The organism is Streptomyces sp. NPDC049687, assembly GCF_044465285.1.
Classification (GTDB): domain Bacteria; phylum Actinomycetota; class Actinomycetes; order Streptomycetales; family Streptomycetaceae; genus Streptomyces.
In genome coordinates this window covers 21540-45113 of sequence record NZ_JBITLN010000022.1, presented here as the reverse complement: position 1 = coordinate 45113, position 23574 = coordinate 21540, and the positions used below count along the sequence as shown (strand labels likewise).

The window sequence follows — 23574 nt, the reverse complement described above, 5'->3', positions numbered from 1 at the left end:
CAAGCGTTCACTGGCTGCATCCGCGACCCATGAGTGATCAACTCTGCGGCCCGCCAGATGATGGTCGCATACCGACGCGCCACTCCGGAGCGGCGCAGCATCGTCGGACGACGCCCCGCTACAGCGAGCGGTGGACTCGCGGCGGGGTGCGGGGAGTGGGCGCCGGTCGTCTGAAAGGGCAAGCTGGCCGGGGTCGCCCCGTCACATTGCACCTCGGCCGCGCACCGGCGCCGGCATCGGCATCGGCATCGACTCGATCAGGTTCGCCATCGGCCGACTCATCCCTCCACGCCGGTGGCGTCGTGGGACGCGCCGACGGGCTTGGACTCCGGGGAACCGCGCTGACGCAGATAGACCGACAGCACCGCCATCGAGGCAACCGCCAGCATCTCGGACTGCCAGTTCTGCAGCGTGCGGTTCCAGAAGTCAGCCGCTCCGAGGTATTGGGGCCAACTCAAGGGGGACTGCAGCTGGCGCAGCTGCTGCTGGTTGAAGGCGGCGACTCCGGTGACCGACTGCACCAGCCACGACAGGATGAAGATCGTCCCCATGACCAGCAGCAGGGAGTGGGAGTAGATCTTCCGCCGCCACCCGCGCGCCCCGGCCCATCCGGGAGAGTCCGACGTGGCGTGCTCGCCGACCATCTGGTCCTCATCCGACTCCGGGCCGTGCCTGCCGAGCTCTTTCGACTCCGGGGATCCACGCTGCACCAGCCAGATCGTCGCGGCGATGAAGAAGAAGAACTGCAGGTACTCCGACTGCCAGTTCTCACTGGCGTCGACAGCGAAGTCGGAGGAGGTCACGTACTCCCAGAAGCTGACCGTGGCGAGCTGCTCGGCCACCATCTGGTTGTTGAAGTCGGCGTGCCCGGCGACGGCCTGTCCGATCAGCATCGCGAGGAACAGCGCGGTGAAGAACAGGCCGAGCCCGTTCTCGTAGAGGAAACGCCGCACAGTGCGCGCGCCGGCAGGCCGCTGGGAAGGCGCCTGACTCATCGCTGCATCAGCCCCAGCGCCGCGAAGTAGGCAAGTCCGGCGCCGATCAGGATCAGCTGTGCTGCGAACATGGCCTTCACCGTCATCACCCGCTCTTGACCTGGCACTGGTAGGGCTGTGCGGGGCGCTGCCGGCAGCCGACCGCGATCACCAGCCACCCCTGCGGAAACCGGGACAGGAACAGCGTGTCGTTGTGCAGCACCACGCGCGCCTGCTGGCCATAGACGTCGACGGTGCGTACGCGACCGCCCACCATCAGCTCCTCCAGGCCGATTGCCTGCGAGCAGGGGCGTTTGGCCGACTGTTCGACCTCCTGCCGTGCACCCGGGGCCAGAGCCGCGCACAGGCGGGCAGGTGCCTGTTGCGCGAGTGCCTGTTCAAATCTGGTCACAGCCGCCTGGACATCGTCCTCGCGCTCGGAGACGCTGCCGCAACCACTCAGCGCGCTCAGCGCCAGTGCGGCCACCGCTGCCATGCCGTACCGCCATTCCCGCATAGCGTCACCTCTCGGTGCCGGACCGGCGTGCGGCACCCGCACAAGTACACAAAGCGTGCTGAACAGCGCGTTCGTGCCACGCTTGTCCAGTCCCTCGTTCGGTCCAGGCCGGGGCCGGCAGCGTGTGCCCCGGCTTCCGGTCCCCGTCCAGGGCGCCCGGAAGAGTCCCACGACGACCATGCGCCCGGCGCCGAGCACCACTGAGGGTCAGAGCAACCCGCTCGACCGCGCCTTCATGATCACTTGGGCGCGGTTGCGGGCGCCGAGCTTCCGCATGACCTCCCGCAGGTAGATCTTGACGGTGTTGACCGACAGGTTCAGCTCGGCACCGATCTCGAGGTTGGTGTGGCCGGACGCGACGAGGCGCAGGACGTCGTACTCACGGGCGGTGACCGGTGAGACGGAGGTGGCGGTGTGAGTGAGCTGATAGGTGCCGCTGCGGACGACGCTGCGAACAACGTCACGGACCGCCGTCACGTTCGCGTCCTTCACGAGCAGCCCGCAGGCCCCTGCCGCGAGAGTGGAGGCGACAGAGGCGTGCTCCGGGAAGGCCGTGAACACCAGCACCCGAAGTAGTCGTCCACCGAGTCCGGCCCTCCGGCTCGGTGGACCTTGCCTGTCAGGCCGGTCCCCGGGCGGACCTCCAATCCACGCAACAGGCCCGTCCGGTTGCCGACCACGCGTTCGAGGCTCAGCGTCCCGAACGTGGTGGGAGAAGCGGCCCAGGCCACCTCTCCCGGGCCCGCCATCGCCGCGATCGCCCTGCGCAGGGCCTCACCGCGGTCGAGGGCGGTGACCAACTCGGCGTACTGTCCCGCGAGATCGGCGAGCGACGGGCCGGACAGGCCGCCGTCGGACACCTTCGCCGTCACCCGTCGCCGCCGTACTTGATGGGTTCGCGCCGCATGATCTTGCCGGTCGAGGTCTTGGGAAGGTCGTCGACGAAGCGGATCAGGCGGGGGCGCTTGTAGGCGGCGAGGAACTCGCCCGCGAAGGCGATCAACTCCTCCTCGGTCGCCTTCGCGCCTTCGGCGGGGACGACGTAGGCACAGGCCAGTTCGCCCTTGACGGCGTCGGGGACCGGTCCGGCGGCGACCATCGCGACCGCCGGATGTCCGGCCAGGACCCGTTCGATCTCGGCCGGGTACACGTTGTAGCCACCGGTGATGATCATGTCTTTGCGGCGGTCGACAGGGATGAACCGGGCGTGTTCGCCCGGCCGTTCAGGTTCGCCGGGGGCCTGAGGCCGGGACGGGTCTCCTCATCCATCAATACCCCCCTGGGTATCCTGCTACTGTCCTCCTATACCCGCCGGGGTATTCGACGCGAGGAGGCCATGTGACCAGCACGACGTTCCCCCAGGTGACGGGGCACGAGCCGGAGCCACCCCCGCCAGCACGGTCCGGGCCGTTGGGGCGGCTCGGTGACTGGACCGCGGGGCACTTCAAACACGTACTGATCGGCTGGCTGGTCGTGGTGGCCGTGCTCGGCGCCTTCGCTCCGCAGGTCACGTCGGCTCTGTCCGGGGCGGGCTGGCAGAGCAACGGCTCGGAGTCGGTGCGGGTGCGCGAACTGGCGCAGGAGCACTTCGGCGGAAGCGCCTCGTCCGCGATCCAGGTGGTCATCAGCTCGAAAGGCGACAGGGTCACCGACGCGCCCGTGCGAAAAGTGATCGCCGAGGTCACCCGCGAGCTGAGGGCCGACCATCGGATCGGCGAGGTGATCGCACCCCAGCCGGGCGTCAGCATCAGCCGGGACGGGCGGACCGCGGTCGTCCTCGGCGGCGCCGATGCGAACACCGACGACATGGTGCGCGCTGCCGACGACCTCAAGGACCCCCTGCGGCAGCTGTCGACCGACGACATCACCGTGCGCGCGACAGGCGCCTCGACACTGTGGAGCGACTTCAACACCGCCAACCTCGATGCGATGATCCACGCCGAGATCCTGTCCTGGCCGGTCGTGCTCGTCGTGCTGGTCATCGCCTTCGGATCACTGGTGGCCGCCGGCCTGCCCCTGCTCCTCACGATGGCGGGCCTGGCCGCCTCGGTCGGCTCGCTGGTCCTGCTCAGCCACGTCATGCCCATCTCCATCTGGGCCATGGACTTCGCCCTGATGTTCGCGCTGGCGCTGGGCATCGACTACGCGCTCTTCCTGGTCGTCCGCTTCCGCGCCGCCCTGGCAGAGACCGGCGACCGTCGCAGCGCAGTCGTCCAGACGATGGACACCGCCGGGAAGGCCGTCCTGCTGTCCGGCCTCACCGTCCTGGTCAGCCTGTCCGCGGTGACCCTGGTTCCCGCCCCCGCCGTACGCACCATGGCGATCGGCATCATGCTCTCGGTCATCTTCGTCCTGGCCGCCACCCTCACGCTGCTCCCGGCCGTCCTCGGCAAACTCGGCCCGCGCGTCAACAGGTTCGCCCTGCCCCGAACCCGGGCCGACCGCCCGTCCTCACCGCTCTTCGCAGCCTGGGGCGAGCGTCTGTGGCGTCAGCCGCTGCGCTTCGGCGCGCTCGCCCTCGCCGTGCTCATCGCCCTGGCCGTACCCGTCTTGGGCCTGAAGACCGCGATGCCCTCCATCAAGGTCGTACCGGACAGCGACAGCTCGCGTCAGGGGTACGAACTCGTTCAGACAGCCCTCGGCAAGGGCGCCCCGGGCATGCTCCAGGTAGTCGTCCCCTCCGGTGATGCCGACGCCACGGTCAAGGTGCTCACGTCCACGGACGGCATCGCCGCCACCGCGCCGGCCCAGCAGGCCGTCGACGGTTCTCGCTGGACCATGATCCAGGCCATTCCGTCCGTCGACCCGTCCGACGGCCAACTGGCGCACACCGTCGCCGACCTGCGCTCCGACCTCCCTCCCCGTGCCCTGGTCGGCGGTGCGGCCGTGGAGAACCTGGACCTCAAACAGGCCCTGGACGACAAGGCGCCACTGGTCATCGGAGTCATCCTGGCCCTCGGCTTCGTGCTGCTCCTCGTCGCCCTGCAGGCCCCGCTGATCTCCGCCCTCGCCGTCCTGACGAACCTCCTGGCCACCGGCGCCGCCTTCGGAGTCGCCAAGCTGATCTTCCAGGACGGGCACCTCTCCGGCCTGCTCGGCTTCGAACCACAAGGCTTCCTCGACGGTTGGGGACCGGTCTTCTTCTTCGCGATGATCTTCGCCATCGCCATGGACTACACCGTCTTCCTGCTGTCCTCGGCCAAGGAGCACTACGAGCACACCCGCGACCCGAAGCACGCGGTTGTCGGCGCGCTCGCCCATTCCGGTCGCGTGGTCTTCGCCGCCGCCGCGGTCATGGTCGCCGTCTTCTTCACGTTCGCGCTCGCCGACCCGCTGCCGCCCAAGGAAATGGGCATCGTGCTCGGCGTCGCGGTCCTGCTCGACGCCTTCCTCATCAGGCTGGTCCTGCTGCCCGTCCTGCTCCGCCTGACCGGGCGCGCCGCCTGGTGGGCCCCGGCTTGGCTGCGCCGGATCCTGCCCGACGTGCGTTTCTCCCACGACTGAATCCCCGAGAGTGGACGGCATCGCCGATCGCGAAGAGCCGCACCTGTGGACGTTCGGCGCCAGTCCGCATGCCGCATGCTGGCGGCACAGCCCGAACGTCTGCCGCGGCAGTCCGCGGAGCCCGGCGCTCTCTCTCGCTGACGCGCGCGCCCCTCTTGCACGACTGCACGACCGGCCCCTTGCGCAAAGCGATGTCCTGCTCACGGCAGACATGTTCAGGACGGCAGCGACCGTCCGCCGTGCGACGCATGTCGCCAGTGGGGAGTGCGGTCCTTGTCGACCAGGGCCGCGCGGACGCCCTCCAGGAAGTCGGGCGTGCGGATGGTCGTGCGTGTGAGGGCGAGTTCGGAGTTGAGGCACTCGCGCAACGTGTGCTGCCTGCCCCGGGACAGCAGGGCGTGAGTGATCTCCAGGCTCTGCGGCGAGGCGGACTCCAGAGCGGCCGACGCGCCTGCCGCCCAGGCGGTGTCGATCTGACGCAGACGTTTCTCGATCTCGCCGAGGTTCGGCGCGCCGAACGCCCAGTCCACGTCCCCGCGTACCTCCGCCAGCCTGCTCTGCGCCACCGGGGAGCGGCCGGTCAGGCGGTTCAGGACCACGTCCACCGGGTCGCCGGGATGGTCGGCCAGGGCGTCCCCGACCGCGTCGAGCCCATCGGCGGGGACGAAGTGCGTGGCCAGCCCCGTATACAGGGCGTCGGCCGCGTCGAGCCGGTGCCCGGTCAGTCCCAGGTACATGCCGATCGCGCCGGGCAGCCTCGGCAGGAAGTAGCTGGCCCCCACGTCCGGGAAGAACCCGATCGCGGTCTCCGGCATCGCCAGCACCGCGCGCTCGGTGACGACACGGAAGCCACCGTGGACCGACAGCCCCAGACCGCCGCCCATGCACACGCCGTCGATGAGCGAGACGACCGGCACGCGATACTCGGCGATCCGGGCGTTGAGCCGGTATTCCGACGCGAAGAACCGCTCACTGGCCTCGGCATCCCCGGCGAGGCTGTGCTCGCGGATCGTGCGGATGTCTCCACCGGCGCAGAACGCCTTCGTGCCGGTACTGGCGAGCACCACAGCGGACAGCGGTATGTGCTCCCACGCCACGAGCACACGGTCGATGGCGGCCACCATGCCTGTCGTCAGTGCGTTGAGCGCCTTGGGCCGGTTCAGCAGGATCCGGCCGACGCCGCGGCGCACGTCGGCGAGAACCTCGACCGCAGCGGTATCAGTCATGGGCCGTCATCTCGTGGTCCCTGCCTTTCGTGGCCATCACGGTTCCTCACTCGCAGGATGTCATGAGTGGATCTGCGCGTAGAGATCCTGGATCTCGTCCACGGTGGGTACGACAGAGTTGTTGGCCGGGGATCCGGACGCGAGCGCCTGCTCGGCCATGAGGCGTGACAGGCGGAACCACTCGACCTTGTCGATGCCGTGGGCTTGAGGATCTGGGCACCTCAAGATCCTTGCACAGGGCGCGGAGCGCCTCGACGAGTCTGTCGGCGGCCGTGGCGTCGCCGTCGGTGGCGGCTCCGAGGGCGCGGGCGCAGTCGGCGTACCGGCTCTCGGCCGCGGGCACGGAAACGCTGTCACCGCGGGGAAGAGCATCGCGTTCGACAGACCGTGGGCGACGTGGAAGTGAGCGCCGATCGGACGGCTCATGCCGTGCACGAGCGCCACGCTGGAGTTGGAGAAGGCGATGCCGGCCCGGTGGCAAGCATCATCGCCTCGCGTGCCTCGGTGTCTCCCTCGTCGGCGTAGACGCCCTGTACGTGGCGGCCGATGCTCCGGATCGCGTTCACGGCAAGGCCGTCGCAGAAGGGATTGGCCTTGCGGCTCACATACGCCTCGACAGCATGAGTGAGCGCGTCGACGCCGGTGTCGGCGGACCGCTTTCCGATCTTGCTCGTCATTCAGTCGACAGATGAGCGGCGGCACATCTGAACTGTAAAGGACTCTTCGCGAAGAACCCTTTGCGAAGAACCCTTTGCGGACTATTGTGTGTGGCATGGCTGATGCAGTGGAGAGGCCGGATGGCCCAAACGTTGAAGAGGACTCGGTTGTCCTGGATGCCAAGGGGCTGCGTGCCCTGGCGCATCCGGTGCGCGTGCAGTTGGTTGGGCTGCTGCGGAAGTACGGCCCGTCGACGGCCACCCGCCTCGCAGAGCGGCTGGGCGTGAATTCAGGTACGGCCAGCTACCACCTCCGGCAGCTCGGCGCGGCCGGTTTCGTCGAGGAGGACACCGAACGCGGCAACGCGCGGGAGCGCTGGTGGCGTTCCGTGCACCGGACGACCTGGTTCAACGATCCGGAGCTGGCCGAGCAGGAACCCGAGGCCGCACTGGCCTACCAGCAGTCCGTCGCCGCCATCTACACCCTGCGCACGCAGCAGACCCTGAACGGGCTTCAGACGATGCCCCGCGCATGGCGGAACACGTTCGACATGAGCGACTGGGCCCTGCGGCTCACGCCCGAGGAAGCCGCCGCCCTAAACCGGGAGTTGACGGAAGTCATCGCGCGCTACCGGCGAGACGCGCCGGAGACGGCCGCCAGTGCCCCTGAGGGAGCCGAACGGGTTGCCGTGATCACGCAGATCCTGCCCGAACTGGATGCGCCCGCCGCGTCCTTGCTCCCTTCCGGCCCTCAGGAGGAGGAAGGAAGACCGACGTCATGACCGACGACGCCTCGGAGGCCAGCGGCATACCCGGCAAGAGGTCCTTACGGCCGCTGGGCGGAGTGCTGGCAGCCATGGCCGTGTCGCTGACCGGCACTCGGATCTCCGTTGTGGCCCTGCCCTGGTTCGTCCTCGTCACCACCGGAAGCGCCACCCAGACCGGACTGGTCGCCTTCTGCGAGATGACTCCCTACGTGGTGGTCAAGGCGTTCACCGGACCGCTGGTGGACCGGATCGGCCCGCGGGCCGTTTCCTGGACCACAGATCTGGCCAGCGCGACCGCAGCCGCCGCGGTTCCCCTGCTCCACACCCTGGACCTGCTCTCCTTTCCCCTTCTACTGGCCCTGGTCGCGCTGATCGGCGCGGCCCGGGGACCTGGCGACCTGGCCAAGGAGGTGATGGTCCCGGAGGCGGCCGAGCGCGGCCGGGTGCCACTGGAGCGGGCCACCGGTCTATCCGGCGTGATCGAGCGGCTCGCCTCCACCGTCGGCCTGGCGGCCGGCGGATCCCTGGTGGCGCTGATCGGTCCACTGACCGGACTCGCCGTCAACGCGGGCTGCTTCGCCCTCGGATCGGTGATCATCAAACTCGCGCTGCCTCGCGGCATGGGGCACGCGGCCGAGGAAGCCCCCTCGCCAGTTGGGGAGACGGGGCCGGGCTACTGGCGGCGGTTCGGCGAGGGCCTCACCTTCCTGCGCGGCGAGCCGCTGCTGCTCACCGTCATCGTCATGGTCGGCATCACCAACCTGCTGGACGCGGCGATCACCTCGGTGCTCGTACCCGTCTGGGCCAGGGAGTCCGGCAACGGGCCGACCGCGATCGGCCTGATGGGCAGCATGATGGGGGCCGCGGGCGTCGGCGGGAGCCTGATCGCCGCGGTGGTCGCGCACCGGCTGCGGCGGCGGGTGGTGGTTCTTACCGGGTTCCTGCTGGCCGGGGCACCGAGGTTCCTGATCCTCACCTTCGATGCCCCGTTGGAGGCGGTACTGGCCGTCTTCGCGATCAGCGGATTCGGTGCCGGCTTCGTCAACCCAGTGCTGGGGGCTATCCTCGTCGAGCGGGTGCCGCGCCGGATGCTGGGCCGGGTCAACGCCCTCGGGGACTCGCTGGCCTGGGCCGGCATCCCTCTCGGCGGGCTGCTCGCCGGGGCGGCGGTGAGCGCTGTCGGACTCGTGCCGGTGATACTCGCCTGCGGCGCCACGTACTTCATCACCACGAATCTGGCTGGACTGCGGCCGGAATGGCGCGAGATAGACCGTACGCGTGGGCGGGGCGTCCTGAAGCCGCATTCCAAGGAAGACAGCGCACAAGGCAGTGCGACTGTAGCGACATGACGTCTAATACAACTTCACCGTCCCCGACTCGCTCAAGACCTGGATGGACCGGGTGACCCTGCCGTGGCTGCCGCTCGCGGGGAAGTCCGCCGTGATCCTCAGCGCCCGCGGCGGCGCCTACGGCCCCGGCACCCCCCGGGAGTCCTTCGACTTCCAGGAGCCCCTCCTGCGCGCCTACTTCTACTTCTCGGCGCTGGGGCTCGAGGACGTGGAGTTCGTGCACACCGAACTCACCCACGCCCCGGTCATGCCGTTCCTGGCGCAGTTCAAGGACACCCACGAGGCGTCCCGCACCGCCGCTCTGGAAGCTGTCGAGGCACTGGCCACCCGCGCACCGGCCGAGACGCCCACGGCCTGAGCCGGTGTCGGCGGCCGGGCGGCCCCCCGGGCCGACCGGCGTCACAGAACGCACTCACACCCGAAGCGCCTGGGAGCGGACGTCATGGCGCGCCTGGGGCAGCGCATCGACGACGAGACGCTCCAGGCGGTGTTTCGGGCATCCGGACTTTCCTGACGGGCCGGACGTCTCTCGCTGTCTACTCGTCTGCGATCCGGCACACCCGACGAGATGGGGCGACCGGTGGCCCGGACCTCACGGATCGCGCGCTCGCGGAGCTCGTCCGGGTGGGTCGTAACCCTGACATCTGGGACTCCACGCTCGCCCTTTGCAGGGCCGGTTCGCGGTTCGGTGTGCTGCCGGGCGTGAGGAGGAAGTTCGCGAAGGGGACGCGGCGCTCACCGTCCGGGCCCAGCAGATGCACGCTGGCCTCCAGCACCGCGATTGCCACGGCGATGTCGGAGGGGTGTGTGGCGACACAGGCATCGGAGGTGCCGAGGATGGCGTGGCCGCGGTTGTGTCCGTGCAGGGCGGCACAACCCGAGCCCGGCTCCCGCTTGTCGGCGGTCACATCCGGCGTCGGCTGCATCCAGGGCCGTCTCGCGCATCACCGGTAGCTGCCGACCGGTGCCCAAAACGGGCCCGCACAGGAGGTTCCACCTTCCGCGGATCCCGGGGTACCGGACGGACTCGGCGGGCCGCGGGCGGTCACGTACCGCTGTGCCGCAGACTGGCACTGATCGCTTGACCGACCAGGGGATGGATTTCATGACTGACCGGCCTTTGACGCTGATGGCAGTGCACGCCCACCCGGACGACGAGGCTACGGGAACAGGAGGTGTCCTGAGGCGTTATGCGGCGGAGGGCATCCGCACGGTGCTCGTCACGTGCACCGACGGTAGCTGCGGTGACGGTCCTGGAGGTGCCAAGCCGGGCGACCCCGGGCATGATCCAGCTGCCGTTGCCCTGATGCGTCGAGGCGAGCTCGAAGCGAGCTGTGACATCCTGGGCGTCGGTCATCTTGAGCTGCTCGGGTACGCCGACTCGGGGATGATGGGCTGGCCGGCCAACACCGCGCCCGGATCGTTCTGGAGTACGCCGGTGGAGGAGGCAGCCGCTCGGCTGGCCGAACTGATGCTGCGTTACCAGCCTGATGTCGTGGTGACCTACGACGAGAACGGGTTCTACGGCCATCCCGATCACATCCAGGCGAACCGGATCACGATGGCAGCGCTGTCGCTGACCGGGGTGGCGTCGAAGGTCTACTGGACGACGGCGCCGCGCTCGATGATGAAGGAGTTCGGGCAGATCATGCGCGAGTTCGGTGCGGACTGGGAGGAGCCGGATCCGTCCGAGGCCGGAGAGGGGCCCGAAATCGGCCTGCCCGACGAGGAGATCACCACATGGGTGGACACCACCGAGTTCGGCAGCCAGAAGTTCGACGCGCTGGCCGCGCATGCCAGCCAGGGTGAGAACATCTTCTTCCTGCGGATGGGCAAGGAGAGGTTCACGCAGCTCATGGGCGTGGAGACGTTCGTCCGGGTCCACGACACCACCGGAGCGCCCCTGCCCGAGAACGACCTCTTCGCCGGCCTGCGCTGAGCTGCGGCCGGCGGCCGTCCCTCGGACACACGGAGAACAGCAGCCCTGCGCCTCGAGCCGCGTCTCCCGGAGGGACGGCTCCCGGCCGCACCCCGGCAAGGTCACCGATCTCAGGCGCCGTCGAGCTGTAAGAGGACGAGGCATACGGGTCGGCGAGGCGCCGCAGCGTCGAGACGCGCCCCCGCCAACCCGGCCTGGAACAACCCGGCTTCGGCCGCCGTCTTCGGCCAGGTCTACGTCCCTCCGACAAGAAGTTCGGCGCCGCCGACCTCTCCTACACCACGGACGTTCCCCCGGCCAAGCGCGGAAAGCTCGAGCTCGGTGACTTCCTGCTGAACGGACTCAGGCAGAGACCGCCGATCCATGGATAAACCTTCCTCTCCCGCCCCTGCACGGGCGCTCCTACGGTCGAGTCCGCAGGCGCTCACCAGCCCGCCGCGACGAAGGAGCGAGACCCCCATGAAGATGACCGGCAACACGATCCTGATCACCGGCGGAGCCTCCGACATCGGGCGGGATCCGGACCGGGCTGGGCTTGGAAACCACAGCCGCTGAGTTGATCGCCGACATCGCCCTTTCCGGCTGGCGAGCAATGATGACGAAGGGCTCTCGGGCAGCGGAATCGAGATCGCCCGAGTGTGGGCGACCGTGGCCGCGTCCATCACACTCGCCGTGCGCGATCCGAAAGCCGGTGAGCCGGTCGCTGCCACGATCACTGTCGCGACGGGCAACACCTCCGGCCCTGTGAGCCGCCTCGGCCTGGCCAGTCATTCGGCCCGCTGCATCCTCTGTTCGACGACGTCGGCATGAGGGTGGTCCTGCCGAGCCGCAGCTGAGCACCCGGGAGTGCGAGCAGCACCTCGCGCCCGGTCCGGTCCGTCACATATGGGTCGCCGTCAGCGAGAAGAGTGCGCCGGCCACCCGCTCACCTCTGCTTCGAGAACGGCCACGAGCGTCCTGGATACGGACGACGTACCCGCCGGCCACACCGCAGTGGGGGCCGGGACATCAGTTGCCAGTCTCTCCTGCCCCCCTCGCTCGGGGCCCTGGCACAAAGGATTACGAGGCCCATGATGAAGACATCGACGACCACCAGACCGCCGACTGGCCTTGTCGAGACGGCCTTCACCGTCAACGGCGAGGAGGTGTGCCTCGCTCTGGATGCTCGCGAGTCTTTGCTCGACGTACTGCGCGAGCGTCTCGTGCTGACCGGAACGAAGAAGGGGTGCGATCAGGGGCAGTGCGGCGCCTGCACGGTGCACATCGACGGCCGTCGCGTCGTGTCCTGCCTGACTCCGGCGGTCCAGGTCGCGGGACGGGACGTGATGACCATCGAGGGCGTCGCGGCTCCCGACGGCACGCTGCACCCGTTGCAGCAGGCGTTCGTCGACTGCGACGCCCTGCAGTGCGGCTACTGCACACCTGGGCAGGTGATGTCCGGCCTGGCCTGCCTGGCCGAGGGCCACACCGAGACCGACGGCGACATCCGTGAGTACATGAGCGGCAACCTGTGCCGATGCGGTGCGTACGTCGGCATCACCGCCGCCATCCGCCGGGTGGCCGACCAGATCAAGCAGACCGAGGTGTAGACGGTGCGCTCATTCGCCCATGTGGTGCCCGACAGTGTCGCCGGGGCCGTCGATGCCCTGGCCGCCGCCGTACCGGGCACCAAGATCCTGGCCGGTGGCACGACCCTGTACGACCTGATGAAGCTCGGCATCGAGGCTCCGCCGGCCGTCATCGACATTCACCGTCTCGCCGAGCTGACCGAGATCAGCACGGGTGAGGACGAACTGTCTTTCGGTGCGGGAGTGAAGATGGCCGAGGTCGCCGACCATCCGGTCGTACGGCGCGACTATCCGGCGCTGTCGGAGTCCATGTGGAGGGCGGCGTCCCAGCAACTGCGCAACATGGCGACGGTCGGCGGGAACCTGCTGCAACGCACGCGATGCGGCTACTTCCGCGGCGGAGCGGAATTCCCCTGCAACAAGCGGAATCCCGGCAGCGGCTGTGCGGCTCTCGACGGACTCGACCGCACCCACGCGCTGCTGGGCACCAGCGACACCTGCATCGCCACCTACCCGGGCGACTGGGCCGTAGCCCTGATCGCGTTCGACGCCGAACTCGACGTGGTCGGCCCAGCAGGCGAGCGAACGCTGCCGCTCGGCGAACTGCACGTCGAACCGGGAGACAACCCTCTGCTCGAACACACCCTGGCTCCCGATGAGTTGATCCTGCGGGTCCGCGTTCCCGCGACCCCCGCCGGTCGCGGCTCCACCTACCACAAGATCCGTGACCGGGAGTCCTACGCCTTCGCCCTCGCCTCGGCCGCCACCGCCGTGACGCTGGACGCAAAGGGAACGGTCACGGACTGCCGGATCGGTTTGGGAGGGGTCGCCACGCGCCCCTGGCGAGCGACGGCAGCGGAACGCTCGCTGATCGGCGGACAAGTCACCATGGAAGCGGCCCGCCTAGCGGGGGAAGTCGCCTTCGCCGAGGCCCGCCCTCCTCGCACCGGCGCGTTCCGAGTCGAACTGGGCATCCGCACCGTCACTGACGCACTGCTCACCGCCGGGAAGCGAGCCGCCCGATGAAGAACCCAGACCTGCGTCGCGTCGACGCCCACGAAAAGGTCACGGGCACCGCACGCTACGGCGCCGACCGTGTCCCGGACGACCTGGCGTATGCCATGTTCGCCTTGGCCACGATCGGCAAGGGCCGCACCGTGGCCATCGACACCGCCGCGGCCGAGGCGGTCCCCGGTATCCGTCTGGTCCTGACCCGGTTCGACGAGGACGAACTGCGCGGCCCCGGGTTCCTGATGGGCGGCGGCTTCGCCTTCCAGAGCCTGCAGCCGCTCCTCAGCGATGTCGTCGCCTACCGGGGACAGCCGATCGCGTTGATCGCCGCCGACACCCTGGTCGCAGCCACCGAGGCGGCGGAACTCGTCCGGGCACGCTACGAGACCGAGCCGTTCGCCGTCGAAATCGACGACGAAGGGGCCACCTCCGTCCTCCAAGAAGAAGCCCTGTCCTGGTTTCCCGACGTCAAGGTGGGCGACGCCGAGAGCGCGTACGCGGCGAGCCCGGTGCAGATCGACGAGACCTACCTGCACCCGGCCCAGCACCAGGTCCCGATAGAGCTGATCAGCTCAGTCGTGGAATGGCAGGGCGACAGGCTCGTGGTGCACGAGAGCACCCAGAACGCCGGCGCACTCCGCCACGGAGTCGCCGCGCAACTGAACCTCGATCCGGCCGACGTCGAAGTGATCTCGCCCTACATCGGAGGCGGCTTCGGATCCCGCAACGCACTGCAGCCGCACATCGGGCCGCTGGCGCTGGCCGCACGCCGGCTGAAGCGTCCGGTCAAGCTGGTCATTCCGCGCCCGCAGACGTTCCACACCAGCAGCTTCCGGCCGGTCAGTCGTCATCGCATCCGGCTCGGCGCCGACCGGTCGGGACGGATCCTGGCCGCCCTCCACGACGCGGAGCACCAGACGTCCCGCCACGACCTGTACCCCGCCATGTTCACGGAGGTGACGTCGAGACTGTACGCCGTACCCCACTTCGGGGGACGTCAGCGCCTTGTTCGGAACGATGTCCAGACGCCGGGATACATGAGGGCTCCCCACGAGGGCCCGGCCACCTTCGCGTTCGAGTCGGCCATCGACGCACTGGCCCACGCCACCGGCCAGGACCCTGTCGAGCTGCGGCTGGCCAACGACACCGCCACGGACCCGGTCACCGGTCTGCCTTTCTCCTCCCGCCACCTGGCGCAGTGTCTGAGGCGGGGTGCGAAGCGGTTCGGATGGGACAGACGCGATCCGCGGCCGGGGTCGATGCGTGCCGCTGACGGATCGTTCGTGGGCCTGGGCGTCGCTGTCGGCGCCCACCCGGTCATGGTCGCTCCGGCCGTGGCCCGATTGTCCGCGGCGGCCGATGGCCGGGTGACTGTCGGCGTCGACGGCCACGAGATGGGGCAGGGCATCCGCTCGGCCATCGCTCTCCTGGTCGCGGAGGACCTCGGTGTTCCCGTGCAGGACGTCGTCGTACGGGTCGGTGACACGCGTTTCGCGCCGCAGCATCTCACCGCCGGTGCGTGGGGCACGGCGACCGCGTTGCCCGCGGTGCACAAGGCACTGCGCGAGCTGCGAAAGCAGTTCGGCACAGGTGACAGCGGGGCAGTGGATGTGGCAGCCGCGGTTCGAGCCGCCGGAGGCGGGGCGCCGGAGGTGGAGGTGACCTCCTTGGGACAGGGCCAGCCCCCGGAGATGCTCGACCGTTCACGGGCCGGCCTGTTCTCCGCTGCTGGTCCGGTCTTCCCGGACTTCACGGCGTTCAGCTGGACCGCCCATTTCGTCGAGGTCAGGGTCGAGGCCACCACACGACGCATCAGTGTGCCCAGAGCGCTCTGCGTGGCCGACTGCGGGCGGGTCGCCAGCCCGGTCACCGCGGCCAGTCAGGTCCGCGGGGGCGTGATCTGGGGCATCAGCCAGGCGCTCCGGGAGTCGAGCGAGGTCGACCCGCGCTTCGGCGGGTTCCTCAACACAACGCTGGAGGAGTACCCGGTCGTGGTCAACGCCGACATACAGGAGATCGACTTCGACTTCATCGACGAGCCCGACCTGCTCCTCAACGACGTCGGGGTGAAGGGCCTCGGCGAAGTCACGATGATCGGCGTGGCAGCCGCTGTCGCGAACGCGGTCTTCCACGCCACCGGACAGCGACAGAACCGGCTGCCCATCCGGATCGAGCACGTGATGTAGGCCGTCAACTCGTCAGGATCACTCCTGGCAGGAGTGCCTGGGTGGTGCGACCGACGCCGCACCACCCAAGCGACAAAGGCTCGTTGTCGGCGCAGGACGAGTCGACCGGGATCACTAGAAAATCAGCCCCCCACCGCGACCCCGGAGAACGACCCATGCTGAACATCGCGGACACACTGGACCGCTGGTGCCGCGAGGCACGCCCCTTCGCCCTGGCCACCGTTGTCGATGTCACCGGAAGCGCACCCCTGCCCGTCGGTACGTCGGTCGCGGTGGACGAGGACGGCAACGCCGTCGGCAGCATCTCGGGCGGCTGCGTCGAGGGAGAGGTCTATGAACTGTGCCGAGAGGTGCTCCACGACCAGAGTCCTCCCCGGCGCGCCTGGTTCGGCTACTCCGATGACGACGCCTTCGCCGTGGGCCTGACCTGCGGCGGTGAACTCGACGTCCTCGTCCAGCGTGTCGACCCCGCAACCCGGCCGCATCTCGGCGCGGCCCTCGCCGAGGTTGCCGGGGGCCGACCCGCCGCCGTGGCACAGGTCGTCGACGGCCCCGACGGACTGATCGGCGCCACCCTGAGCGTTCTCGGCGACGGATGGATCGCCGACGGGACGCCGGCCGCAGGGCCAACAGGCCAGGCCAACCTCGTCGCCACCTCGAGCACGAGCGAGCTCTACACATACCTGAGCGAGAAGATCGGCGGCCTCGACGGCGTGCAGGCCGTGGAAACCGCCCTGACCCTGCGGCAGGTCAGGCAACTCACCTACGAGCCGAGCCGCTGACCGCCGGACGGCCACCAGGCGACTGAGATCGCACATGGCCCTTGTGTGGGGACCGACGAAGCGACCGTGGTTGGGTGCTGCACAGTCGACGGACGCGCTCGTCACCTCTTCGTCTCGCCGACTCGGGGTACAGGGCAGGCGGCCCGGCAGCCCGCGTTGCTTTCCAGCAGCCCTACGACCGCTCTCTCATCGGCGACCAAACGGTGCTCATGCCCGTATGCCGTACTGCGGTCCTGGCCACCAGGGTCCCCTACCGGCGGCTCGCTGCGCCTGGTCTGGCGGCGCTGACCGGCTGTGGCGTCTTCTGCGGCTCAGCCGGGGACCGCCGATCCATGGATGAACCGTCCTCTCCCGCCCCTGCGCGGGCGCCCCTACGGTCGAGGTCGCGGGCGCTCACCGGCCCGCCGTACCGAAGGAGCAAGACCCCCATGAAGATGACCGGCAACACGATCCTGATCACCGGCGGAACCTCGGGCATCGGCCTCGGCCTGGCCCTGCGCCTGCACGAGGCCAGCAACAAGGTGGTCGTCGCCGGCCGGCGCAAGGAACTCCTCGACGAGATCACGGCCGAGCACCCGGGCATCGACGCGCTCGTCCTCGATGTGGCGGACCCGGACTCGATCGCCCGGGCCCGTGAGACCGTGGCGGCCAGTCACCCGGGGCTGAACGTCCTGGTCAACAACGCCGGCATCATGCTGCGGGAGAACCTCCTCGACCCGGCCGGACTCCCGGTCGCCGAGGATCACGTCACGGTCAACCTGCTCGGCACGATCCGGATGACGTACGCCTTCCTGCCCCTGCTCGCGGGCAAGGACGACGCGGTCGTCATGAACGTCACCTCCGCGCTCGCGTTCGTGCCGTACCCGAGCACCCCGACCTACAGCGCGACCAAGGCCGCGCTGCACTCCTTCTCCGAGAGCCTGCGCATCCAACTCGCCGGTGCTGACGCCGGCGTCCAGGTGATCGAGGTGGTCCCGCCGGGCGTGCGCACGACCCTGCTGGGCCAGCAGGACAACGACCACGCCATGCCGTTGGACGACTTCCTCACCCAGGCCCTCGATCTGCTGCGCGAGAAGCCCGACGCGAAGGAGCTTGTCGTCGAGGGCGCCAGGTTCATCCGTGACGCGCAGGCCAACGGCTCCTACGACAACGTCCTCTCCATGATCACCAGCAGCTGACCGGCCGGTCGTCCCCGCGAGCGTCCTCGACGTCGGACTCATGAACGGCTTCGCGCCGGTGGGTGGGGAGTGCTCATCCATGGATCGGCGGTCTCTGGATAGGCGGCCGGGCTACGGCGAGGATGGGGGCATGGACAAGAAGGAACTGGCGGAATTCCTGCGCCACCGGCGTGAGACGCTGCGGCCGCGCGAGGTCGGGCTGGTCGAGGGGCCGCGCAGGCGTACCCGAGGACTGCGCCGCGAGGAGGTCGCGCAGCTCGCCGGCATGTCCACCGACTACTACGCCCGGCTGGAACAGCAGCGCGCTCCGCAGCCCTCCGTCCAGATCACCACGGCTCTCGCCCGTGCACTGCGGCTGACTCTGGACGAACGCGACCATCTCTTCGTCCTCATCGGCCACAACGCCCCGGCCCGCTTCCAGCGCTCCGAACATGTCAGCCCGCCGCTGATGCGGGTCCTGGACCGCCTGGACGACTCCCCGGCCATGGTGCAGACCGATCTGTTCGACACTCTCGCGATGAACCCCTTGGCCGTGGCGCTGCTCGGCGACCAGACCCGCCACACCGGTCTGGCCCGCAGCGGCTACTACCGCTGGTTCATGGACCCGGCCGAACGTCTGATGGTTCCCGAGGAGACCCACGAACGCCATGGCCGCGCCCAGGCCGCGCGCCTGCGGGCCGCGCTGACAGCCGGCAGCGACACCCCCCGAGCCGCCCGGATCCTCGCCGAACTCCAGGAAAACAGCCCGGAGTTCGTGCGCATGTGGGAACTTCAGGAGGTCGCCCAACGCTACGACGACTGCAAGACCATCCTCCATCCCGAACTCGGCCGCATCGACGTCGACGCCCAGGTCCTGTTCACCGAGAACCGCGCGCAGACCCTGGTGGTACTGACCACTCGCCCCGGCACGGAGAGCCACAGCAAACTCGAACTGCTCTCCGTCATCGGGCACCAGCAGCTCACCCCCTGACGTCCTGGGCCGGGAGACGGGTCAGTGCTCGGCCCAGCCCCCTGTGCTGTCCGGGCTACGTCATGGGGCCGCCGATTTGACCGGATGCAGCCTCCTTTTTACTCTCGAATGCATGCGGAGGCAGCATCCGTTTTGAGGGTGCATGAGCGCCGGTGAACTGCGGGGACGCAAGCCCCGCGCGGATGTCCAGCGCAACCGCGCCGCCCTCCTGGAGACCGCACAGCGTCACTTCCTGCAGCACGGGGTCGGCACCTCCCTCGAGGCGGTGGCCAAGGAGGCCGGCGTCGGGCCCGGCACCCTGAACGGGCACTTCCCCACCCGGGAGGCGCTGCTGGCGACTGTGCTGCAGACGCGCTCCGAGGAACTGGTGGCCCGTCAGACGGACATCGAGCAGTTCGACGACCCCGCCGAGGCGCTGGAGCAGTGGCTGCGGGCGATGGAGGACTACTTCAGCGCCTTCAGCGGGCTGCCGGACCCGCTCATGACCGCGGCCAGGGCGCAGGAGCCGGACCACCCTCTGTGAGGGCCGCAGTCGGCATGTACCGGACCGCTGTGTGACTGAGCTGCTGGGCACGGACTCGTCAGCGCCTTCATGCCCACTGCTAGGAGTCACGGGACGGGGTGTTGCGTCGGGTCTCCGCGAGGTGGATGTCGATGTACCCGGTGAGGATCAGCGCGTCCTGCGGCTCGTCAGCCTGGAAGGTGACGCGACGCAGCAGGCTGACTCCGTCGAGCGTGACGCCCTCGCGGGCGAGCACGAAGACGAGGGCGAGGAGAGCGGACCGGGCGTTGCCGTCGTCGAAGGGATGGAAGAAGCACACGTCGAGATAGGCACGTGCGGCGCGGGCAGTGAGGGGAACGGGCCGATCGGCGTGGCGCGCGCTCTCGGCCAGGCAGGCGTCGAGGCGGGCCCGGGTGTCCGGGCCGATGCCGTAGCGTTCCCTGCCCCCCTTGGCGAAGGCCGGCAGGTCGCGGAACGGCGGTGGCTGCGGTGTGCCCAGCACGTGCTGCTGCCAGCGCTGGAGCAGCTCGAAGTCGAGGGCGGCGCTGCGCGCCGCGTCGATCCGCAACAGGTCCAGGGCGGCGAGCAGGCCCCGTGCGCGGGCGGGATCCAAGGCGCCGTCGAAGGTGCGTATGTCCTCCGCCACGCCGTCGCGCGACGGAACCACCGGTTCGTCCCCACCACCGTCCGGAACGTCCTGCCATGGCACTGTCGCGCGCACCGCGAGCCAGCGCTCGAGGTGGTCCGGCGCGGGTCCGGCGGACTGTGCGCCGTCGTCCGGCCGCAGCGACAGCGCGAGCCGCTCCGCGACGTCCTCGACCAACACGATGTCGGGGCCGGTCCAGCTCGCGAACCGCCCGCCGATCGCCTCGTCGACCAGCTCTTGCGCGAGGTCGGGCGCGACGCCCCAGCGGCTGAGGAACCAGGTGAGCACTTGACGGCAGTGTCCGTGCCAACCGCTGCCGCAGCCGGTGCGGTCGGTCACCTGCAGGATCAGGTTCCGGGCGGCACGCTCCCAGAGGATCCGCTGGTCCTCGATGCCAGCCAGGTCCAGCGGGTACGCCTCGAACCACCCGGCGAGACTCTCCAGCCACTCGCGCCATTCGCGCAGCGCCGCAACGACACGGGCGAGCGTCTCCTGCGGTGTGGTGATCGAGTCCCGGGGGCAGCACCAGTTCCCGACGGGTCCTCCGTCGAAGTCGCCTTCGTCGTGCGACCAGCGCCAGCCCACGGTCCAGCGGCCGTAGTGCTCGGCGAGTGCGTGCGACATGGCGTCGGCCCAGGGCTCTCCCTCGCCCCAGCTCCAGGCATGCATCGCCGGGTCACCGAAGTGGAGGTCCGGGCGGCTGGGTACCCTCCGGGCGGGCCCGAGTGACCACACCACCTGCGGTGCCGACGCGCTGTCGAAAAAATGACGCGCGGGATCCACATCGCCCCAGGTCAGAAAACGGGGGGCCAGCTCGACAATCACCGCGCAAGCCTGCCACGTCACCCCGACCGTGGTTCAAGCGAATTACCGCGGAGGCGCCAGCCGAAGTGTTCGGTCTCATCCCGTCAGTCGCCCTGCTCAGGCCCGTCCTCCGATCTTGGTGACAACAAGCATGCCTCTGTGACAACTACCGCGCTTCGGCTCACATCCTGGTAGCTCCAGAACATGATCAGCCGCGGTCATCGACGCGGATCGGCCGCCGAACGGGAGGTTCCGCGCGGTCACACTCCGCTGCTGGATCACGAAGATCGACGTGAAGTGCGGGCGACTTCCCCCTCCGGTCGCCCAACCAGCCGGCGAGGCGTGGGCCGTCGCGACGATGACCAAGAACGCCAGGACAGGTGTGTGGTCCTACACCGTCCCGCCCTCCGGCACCTTCGGCCACCAGTTCTACGCCGACTGCGCCTCCGCCACGCTCAGCGCCTGCACGGCGAAGACCGACCCCGCCAACCTCGCCTGGAACACCACGAGTTCGGCCGTCGTCTTCAGCCAGGTCTACGTCCCCTCCGACAAGAGGTTCGGCACTCCCGACCTCCCCTACACGGCGGAGGTTCACCAGCGACTCCACGCTCACTTCTTCTTCTGCTCGAAGAGCCAGTCCCGGATTCCTTCGATGGTGTAGGCGGCCCGCCAGGTGCAGACGTGGTTGTCGACGGAGTTCTCCGTCAGGCCGGGCCACACCACCGTGCCCTTCTTCAGCGCCACGAAGTTGACCGGAGTCTTCCTGGCCCGCATCCGGGCGGCGTGCGGAGCGAACCCACCCGGTGTCAGCTGGCCGTCCCAGACGGCGCGGCTGATCTTCGCGCCCTCCTTCTCGATGGTGTCCATGATGCCGGTCATGCCGGGGTAGGCCTGCTCGTCCCCCTGCGACACCACGGCCCAGATCTTCTGCTTGGCCAGCGGCTTGACCTGGGAGAGGTCGTCCCACTGTCCGGCCACGAGGAAGGAGGCGGCGAAGAGGTCGGGATAGGTGAAGTCGAGCGCGATCGACGTGATCGTGCCGCCTGACTGGCCGGTGGTGTACAGCCGCTTCCTGTCGATGCTGTACTTGTCGGCCAGCGATTCGATGAGCCCCTTGATGGTCTGCAGGGCCGGTGCGTTGCCGTCGCTGCCCTCGTCGTCCTCGCCGGTGAACTGCGGTGCGAGGACGAAGCACTCGCGCTTGGCCTGCTCCGACGGGGTCGCCCAGATGACGGCCCCGAGCCCCTGGGTCAGCGTGATGAGCGGATTCGTACTCGCCGTGCCCCCGTCGTGCATGAACAGCACCAGGGGATACGACTTGGACTTGTCGTAGTTCTTCGGCACGAACAGGTTGTACTGCAGGGACCTGCCGGTGTCGGCGTCCGTGTACTTCAGCTGCCGGAAGTCGTCGACGATCAGGTTGTCGACCTTGCTCGTCGTGATCGCCGTGCTGTTCGCGGCGTACGCGTCACCGCCGGTGGTGGTCACCGTGCCGACCTGGGTCACCTCGGCCGACGCCGTCTTCAGCGTGGGACTCTTCATGCCTCCGCCCCCGCCCGGGCCACCGGACGGAGAGCCCGACGGCGAGACGGTCGCGGACGACGACGGCGAAGCCGAGGCGGAGGCGGACGCGGTGGGCTGCTGCGAGGAGGACGACGAACCGGAGAAGCCGTCCTCGTACAGGCGGGCCGCCTCGTCCAGGGGCGACAGCTCGATGACAACGTAGCGACCGTCGGTCCCGTGCCCCGCCTTCGCCGCAGCGGTGTTGGCGTAGACGTTGGTCACGGTCCTGTCGGTGACCTTGAACGCGGCCGGCGACAGCTTCGACGCGTCGATCTCCGTGTCGTACTCGAGGGCCACGGCGGTGAGCTTCTGCCCGTCCCCGAACACCTCGGTGATGGCCGTGCCGGCGACGATGTGACCAGAACTTGCGGCCAGTTGCACCCCGGCGACGCTGGTACCCGCCGAGCCGGAGGAACACCCGGCCACAGCGGGAACCGCAGTTGCGGCGACGATTCCGGCGAGCAGACTCCGGCGTTTCACTGATCTTTCTCCCTTGATAAACCGACTCGATACACCGACTCGCACAAGGAGTTCGGCTCGAAACCCCGCCCGCACACGCCACCGCGCCGATCGTCAGCCGTCTCCGGCCGCACCGGCCGGAACGTCCGCCCCCGACGGTCACATCTCTTACGCAGTGATAGAGACCCTAGGTCGGTACCGAAAATATCGTCAACAATATCGTCGACTACCTAGGAACTTCACAGCGGACGGATCCCCCGCCCGCCGCCGCACACCGCTGCCGTTTCGCCACCACTCGGCTTGTTCTTCAACCCCGCGCCGGTCGGACGGTCGCGCGGTGGGGAAAATTTCGGTGCGTGTCGGGGGCAGAGTGGTCAGACTCGCGGCATGACAGCGAAGATCAGCCGCATCAACCCCGATCAGTTGCATGAGACGCCGGGCTACCACCACATCACCGTGGTGGAGACCGGCCGAACGGCTTATCTGGCGGGGCAGTGCCCCCTCGACCAGGGCGGCTCTCTGGTCGGCCCGGGCTCCCTCGAGGTGCAGGTCGAGCAGGTTGTCGTGAACGCACTTGGTGCCCTTGCGGCGGTGAATGCCCAGCCGCAGCACGTGGTGCGTTCGGTGATCTACGTGCGGAGCGCTGACAGGGAGGATCTGGGCCTCGCCTGGCACCGGCTTACCGCTTCTGCCCTCGGGCCGGCCTTCACGTCCGCCAGCACGCTCTTGGGGGTTGCGCAGCTGGGCTTCGCAGGGCAGCTGGTCGAGGTGGACCTCACCGTCGCGCTGCCCGACTGAGCGGCCCTCACGCCTCGAACAGCGTCTCGAACTGCTTCGCCCACATGGTGATCGTCACCTACGACGCGCGCACGCGGCTTCAACCTCTACGCCGGCTCCATCCGCCACGCCTCCTTCGCCGACATCAGCACCCACGGCGACGGAGCGGTCGGCATCCAGGTCTCCATGCCGCTGC

19 protein-coding genes and 4 pseudogenes are annotated in these 23574 nt (G+C 69.0%); 14 read left to right on the top strand and 9 right to left on the bottom strand.

What is annotated here, in order from left to right:
- Positions 1-278: 278 nt before the first annotated feature.
- The 4 genes from ACIBVL_RS40100 to ACIBVL_RS40085 form a co-directional block, all read right to left on the bottom strand.
- A complete protein-coding gene (locus ACIBVL_RS40100; protein ID WP_399105645.1) occupies positions 279-995 on the bottom strand; it encodes a DUF6766 family protein in 717 nt (238 codons plus the stop codon).
- An 85-nt stretch (positions 996-1080) separates the two neighbouring features.
- Complete coding sequence (locus ACIBVL_RS40095) at positions 1081-1491, bottom strand: hypothetical protein (protein ID WP_399105643.1); 411 nt, start codon at positions 1489-1491, stop codon at positions 1081-1083.
- A 207-nt stretch (positions 1492-1698) separates the two neighbouring features.
- Positions 1699-2058: a response regulator transcription factor gene (locus tag ACIBVL_RS40090; protein WP_399105641.1), complete on the bottom strand. Its 360-nt coding sequence runs from the start codon at positions 2056-2058 to the stop codon at positions 1699-1701.
- Positions 2059-2359: 301 nt separating this feature from the next.
- A complete protein-coding gene (locus ACIBVL_RS40085; RefSeq protein WP_399105639.1) occupies positions 2360-2665 on the bottom strand; it encodes a hypothetical protein in 306 nt (101 codons plus the stop codon).
- Positions 2666-2829: 164 nt separating this feature from the next.
- On the opposite strand from ACIBVL_RS40085, the gene ACIBVL_RS40080 reads away from it, so the two are divergent.
- Positions 2830-4995 (top strand): MMPL family transporter, encoded by a 2166-nt coding sequence (locus ACIBVL_RS40080; protein WP_399105637.1) that lies wholly within the window; start codon positions 2830-2832, stop codon positions 4993-4995.
- A 215-nt stretch (positions 4996-5210) separates the two neighbouring features.
- On the opposite strand, the gene ACIBVL_RS40075 is transcribed toward ACIBVL_RS40080, so the two are convergent.
- Complete coding sequence (locus ACIBVL_RS40075; protein WP_399105635.1) at positions 5211-6221, bottom strand: enoyl-CoA hydratase/isomerase family protein; 1011 nt, start codon at positions 6219-6221, stop codon at positions 5211-5213.
- 60 nt (positions 6222-6281) lie between these two features.
- Positions 6282-6898: pseudogene (locus ACIBVL_RS40070) on the bottom strand (iron-containing alcohol dehydrogenase).
- Between the two features lie 95 nt (positions 6899-6993).
- On the opposite strand from ACIBVL_RS40070, the gene ACIBVL_RS40065 reads away from it, so the two are divergent.
- The 3 genes and pseudogenes from ACIBVL_RS40065 to ACIBVL_RS40055 all read left to right on the top strand — a co-directional run.
- Positions 6994-7659, top strand: coding sequence for an ArsR/SmtB family transcription factor (locus ACIBVL_RS40065; RefSeq protein ID WP_399105633.1), 666 nt, complete (start codon positions 6994-6996; stop codon positions 7657-7659).
- The gene (locus tag ACIBVL_RS40060; protein WP_399105632.1) at positions 7656-8993 is read left to right on the top strand and encodes an MFS transporter; all 1338 of its coding nucleotides are present in this window, start codon (positions 7656-7658) and stop codon (positions 8991-8993) included. Before ACIBVL_RS40065 ends, ACIBVL_RS40060 begins: the two co-directional genes overlap by 4 nt.
- 19 nt (positions 8994-9012) lie before the next feature.
- Positions 9013-9351, top strand: a pseudogene (locus tag ACIBVL_RS40055) (NAD(P)H-dependent oxidoreductase); the annotation flags it as partial.
- A gap of 310 nt (positions 9352-9661) precedes the next feature.
- On the opposite strand, the pseudogene ACIBVL_RS40050 reads toward ACIBVL_RS40055, so the two are convergent.
- Positions 9662-9904, bottom strand: a pseudogene (locus ACIBVL_RS40050) (FAD binding domain-containing protein); the annotation flags it as partial.
- Positions 9905-10098: 194 nt separating this feature from the next.
- Here ACIBVL_RS40050 and ACIBVL_RS40045 point away from each other — a divergent pair.
- The 8 genes and pseudogenes from ACIBVL_RS40045 (at position 10099) to ACIBVL_RS40010 (ending at position 19150) form a co-directional block, all read left to right on the top strand.
- Positions 10099-10932 (top strand): PIG-L family deacetylase, encoded by an 834-nt coding sequence (locus tag ACIBVL_RS40045; protein WP_399105742.1) that lies wholly within the window; start codon positions 10099-10101, stop codon positions 10930-10932.
- Positions 10933-12002: 1070 nt separating this feature from the next.
- Positions 12003-12521, top strand: a complete 519-nt coding sequence (locus ACIBVL_RS40040) for a (2Fe-2S)-binding protein (protein ID WP_399105630.1) — start codon at positions 12003-12005, stop codon at positions 12519-12521.
- Between the two features lie 3 nt (positions 12522-12524).
- On the top strand, positions 12525-13526 hold the full coding sequence (locus ACIBVL_RS40035; RefSeq protein ID WP_399105628.1) for an FAD binding domain-containing protein: 1002 nt from the start codon (positions 12525-12527) through the stop codon (positions 13524-13526).
- Entirely contained in the window at positions 13523-15697 is a 2175-nt protein-coding gene (locus tag ACIBVL_RS40030; RefSeq protein WP_399105626.1) for a xanthine dehydrogenase family protein molybdopterin-binding subunit, read from the top strand. Before ACIBVL_RS40035 ends, ACIBVL_RS40030 begins: the two co-directional genes overlap by 4 nt.
- A gap of 155 nt (positions 15698-15852) precedes the next feature.
- Positions 15853-16335 (top strand): annotated as a pseudogene (locus tag ACIBVL_RS40025) (XdhC family protein); the annotation flags it as partial.
- A 572-nt stretch (positions 16336-16907) separates the two neighbouring features.
- Entirely contained in the window at positions 16908-17657 is a 750-nt protein-coding gene (locus ACIBVL_RS40020) for an SDR family oxidoreductase (protein WP_399105624.1), read from the top strand.
- Positions 17658-17787: 130 nt separating this feature from the next.
- Positions 17788-18627 carry a helix-turn-helix transcriptional regulator gene (locus ACIBVL_RS40015; RefSeq protein ID WP_399105622.1) on the top strand — a complete coding sequence of 280 codons (840 nt, stop codon included), beginning with the start codon at positions 17788-17790 and terminating at the stop codon, positions 18625-18627.
- 142 nt (positions 18628-18769) lie between these two features.
- On the top strand, positions 18770-19150 hold the full coding sequence (locus ACIBVL_RS40010; protein ID WP_399105620.1) for a TetR/AcrR family transcriptional regulator: 381 nt from the start codon (positions 18770-18772) through the stop codon (positions 19148-19150).
- 79 nt (positions 19151-19229) lie between these two features.
- Here ACIBVL_RS40010 and ACIBVL_RS40005 read toward each other — a convergent pair whose 3' ends face one another.
- Positions 19230-20558, bottom strand: coding sequence for a Fic family protein (locus ACIBVL_RS40005; RefSeq protein WP_399105740.1), 1329 nt, complete (start codon positions 20556-20558; stop codon positions 19230-19232).
- Between the two features lie 379 nt (positions 20559-20937).
- Between ACIBVL_RS40005 and ACIBVL_RS40000 the strand changes: the two genes are divergently transcribed.
- On the top strand, positions 20938-21240 hold the full coding sequence (locus ACIBVL_RS40000) for a hypothetical protein (protein ID WP_399105618.1): 303 nt from the start codon (positions 20938-20940) through the stop codon (positions 21238-21240).
- Here the strand turns inward: ACIBVL_RS40000 and ACIBVL_RS39995 are convergent.
- On the bottom strand, positions 21189-22622 hold the full coding sequence (locus ACIBVL_RS39995) for a hypothetical protein (protein WP_399105616.1): 1434 nt from the start codon (positions 22620-22622) through the stop codon (positions 21189-21191). The genes ACIBVL_RS40000 and ACIBVL_RS39995 overlap by 52 nt on opposite strands.
- 366 nt (positions 22623-22988) lie before the next feature.
- On the opposite strand from ACIBVL_RS39995, the gene ACIBVL_RS39990 reads away from it, so the two are divergent.
- Positions 22989-23399 (top strand): RidA family protein, encoded by a 411-nt coding sequence (locus ACIBVL_RS39990; protein ID WP_399105614.1) that lies wholly within the window; start codon positions 22989-22991, stop codon positions 23397-23399.
- The last annotated feature ends 175 nt before the right edge of the window (positions 23400-23574 follow it).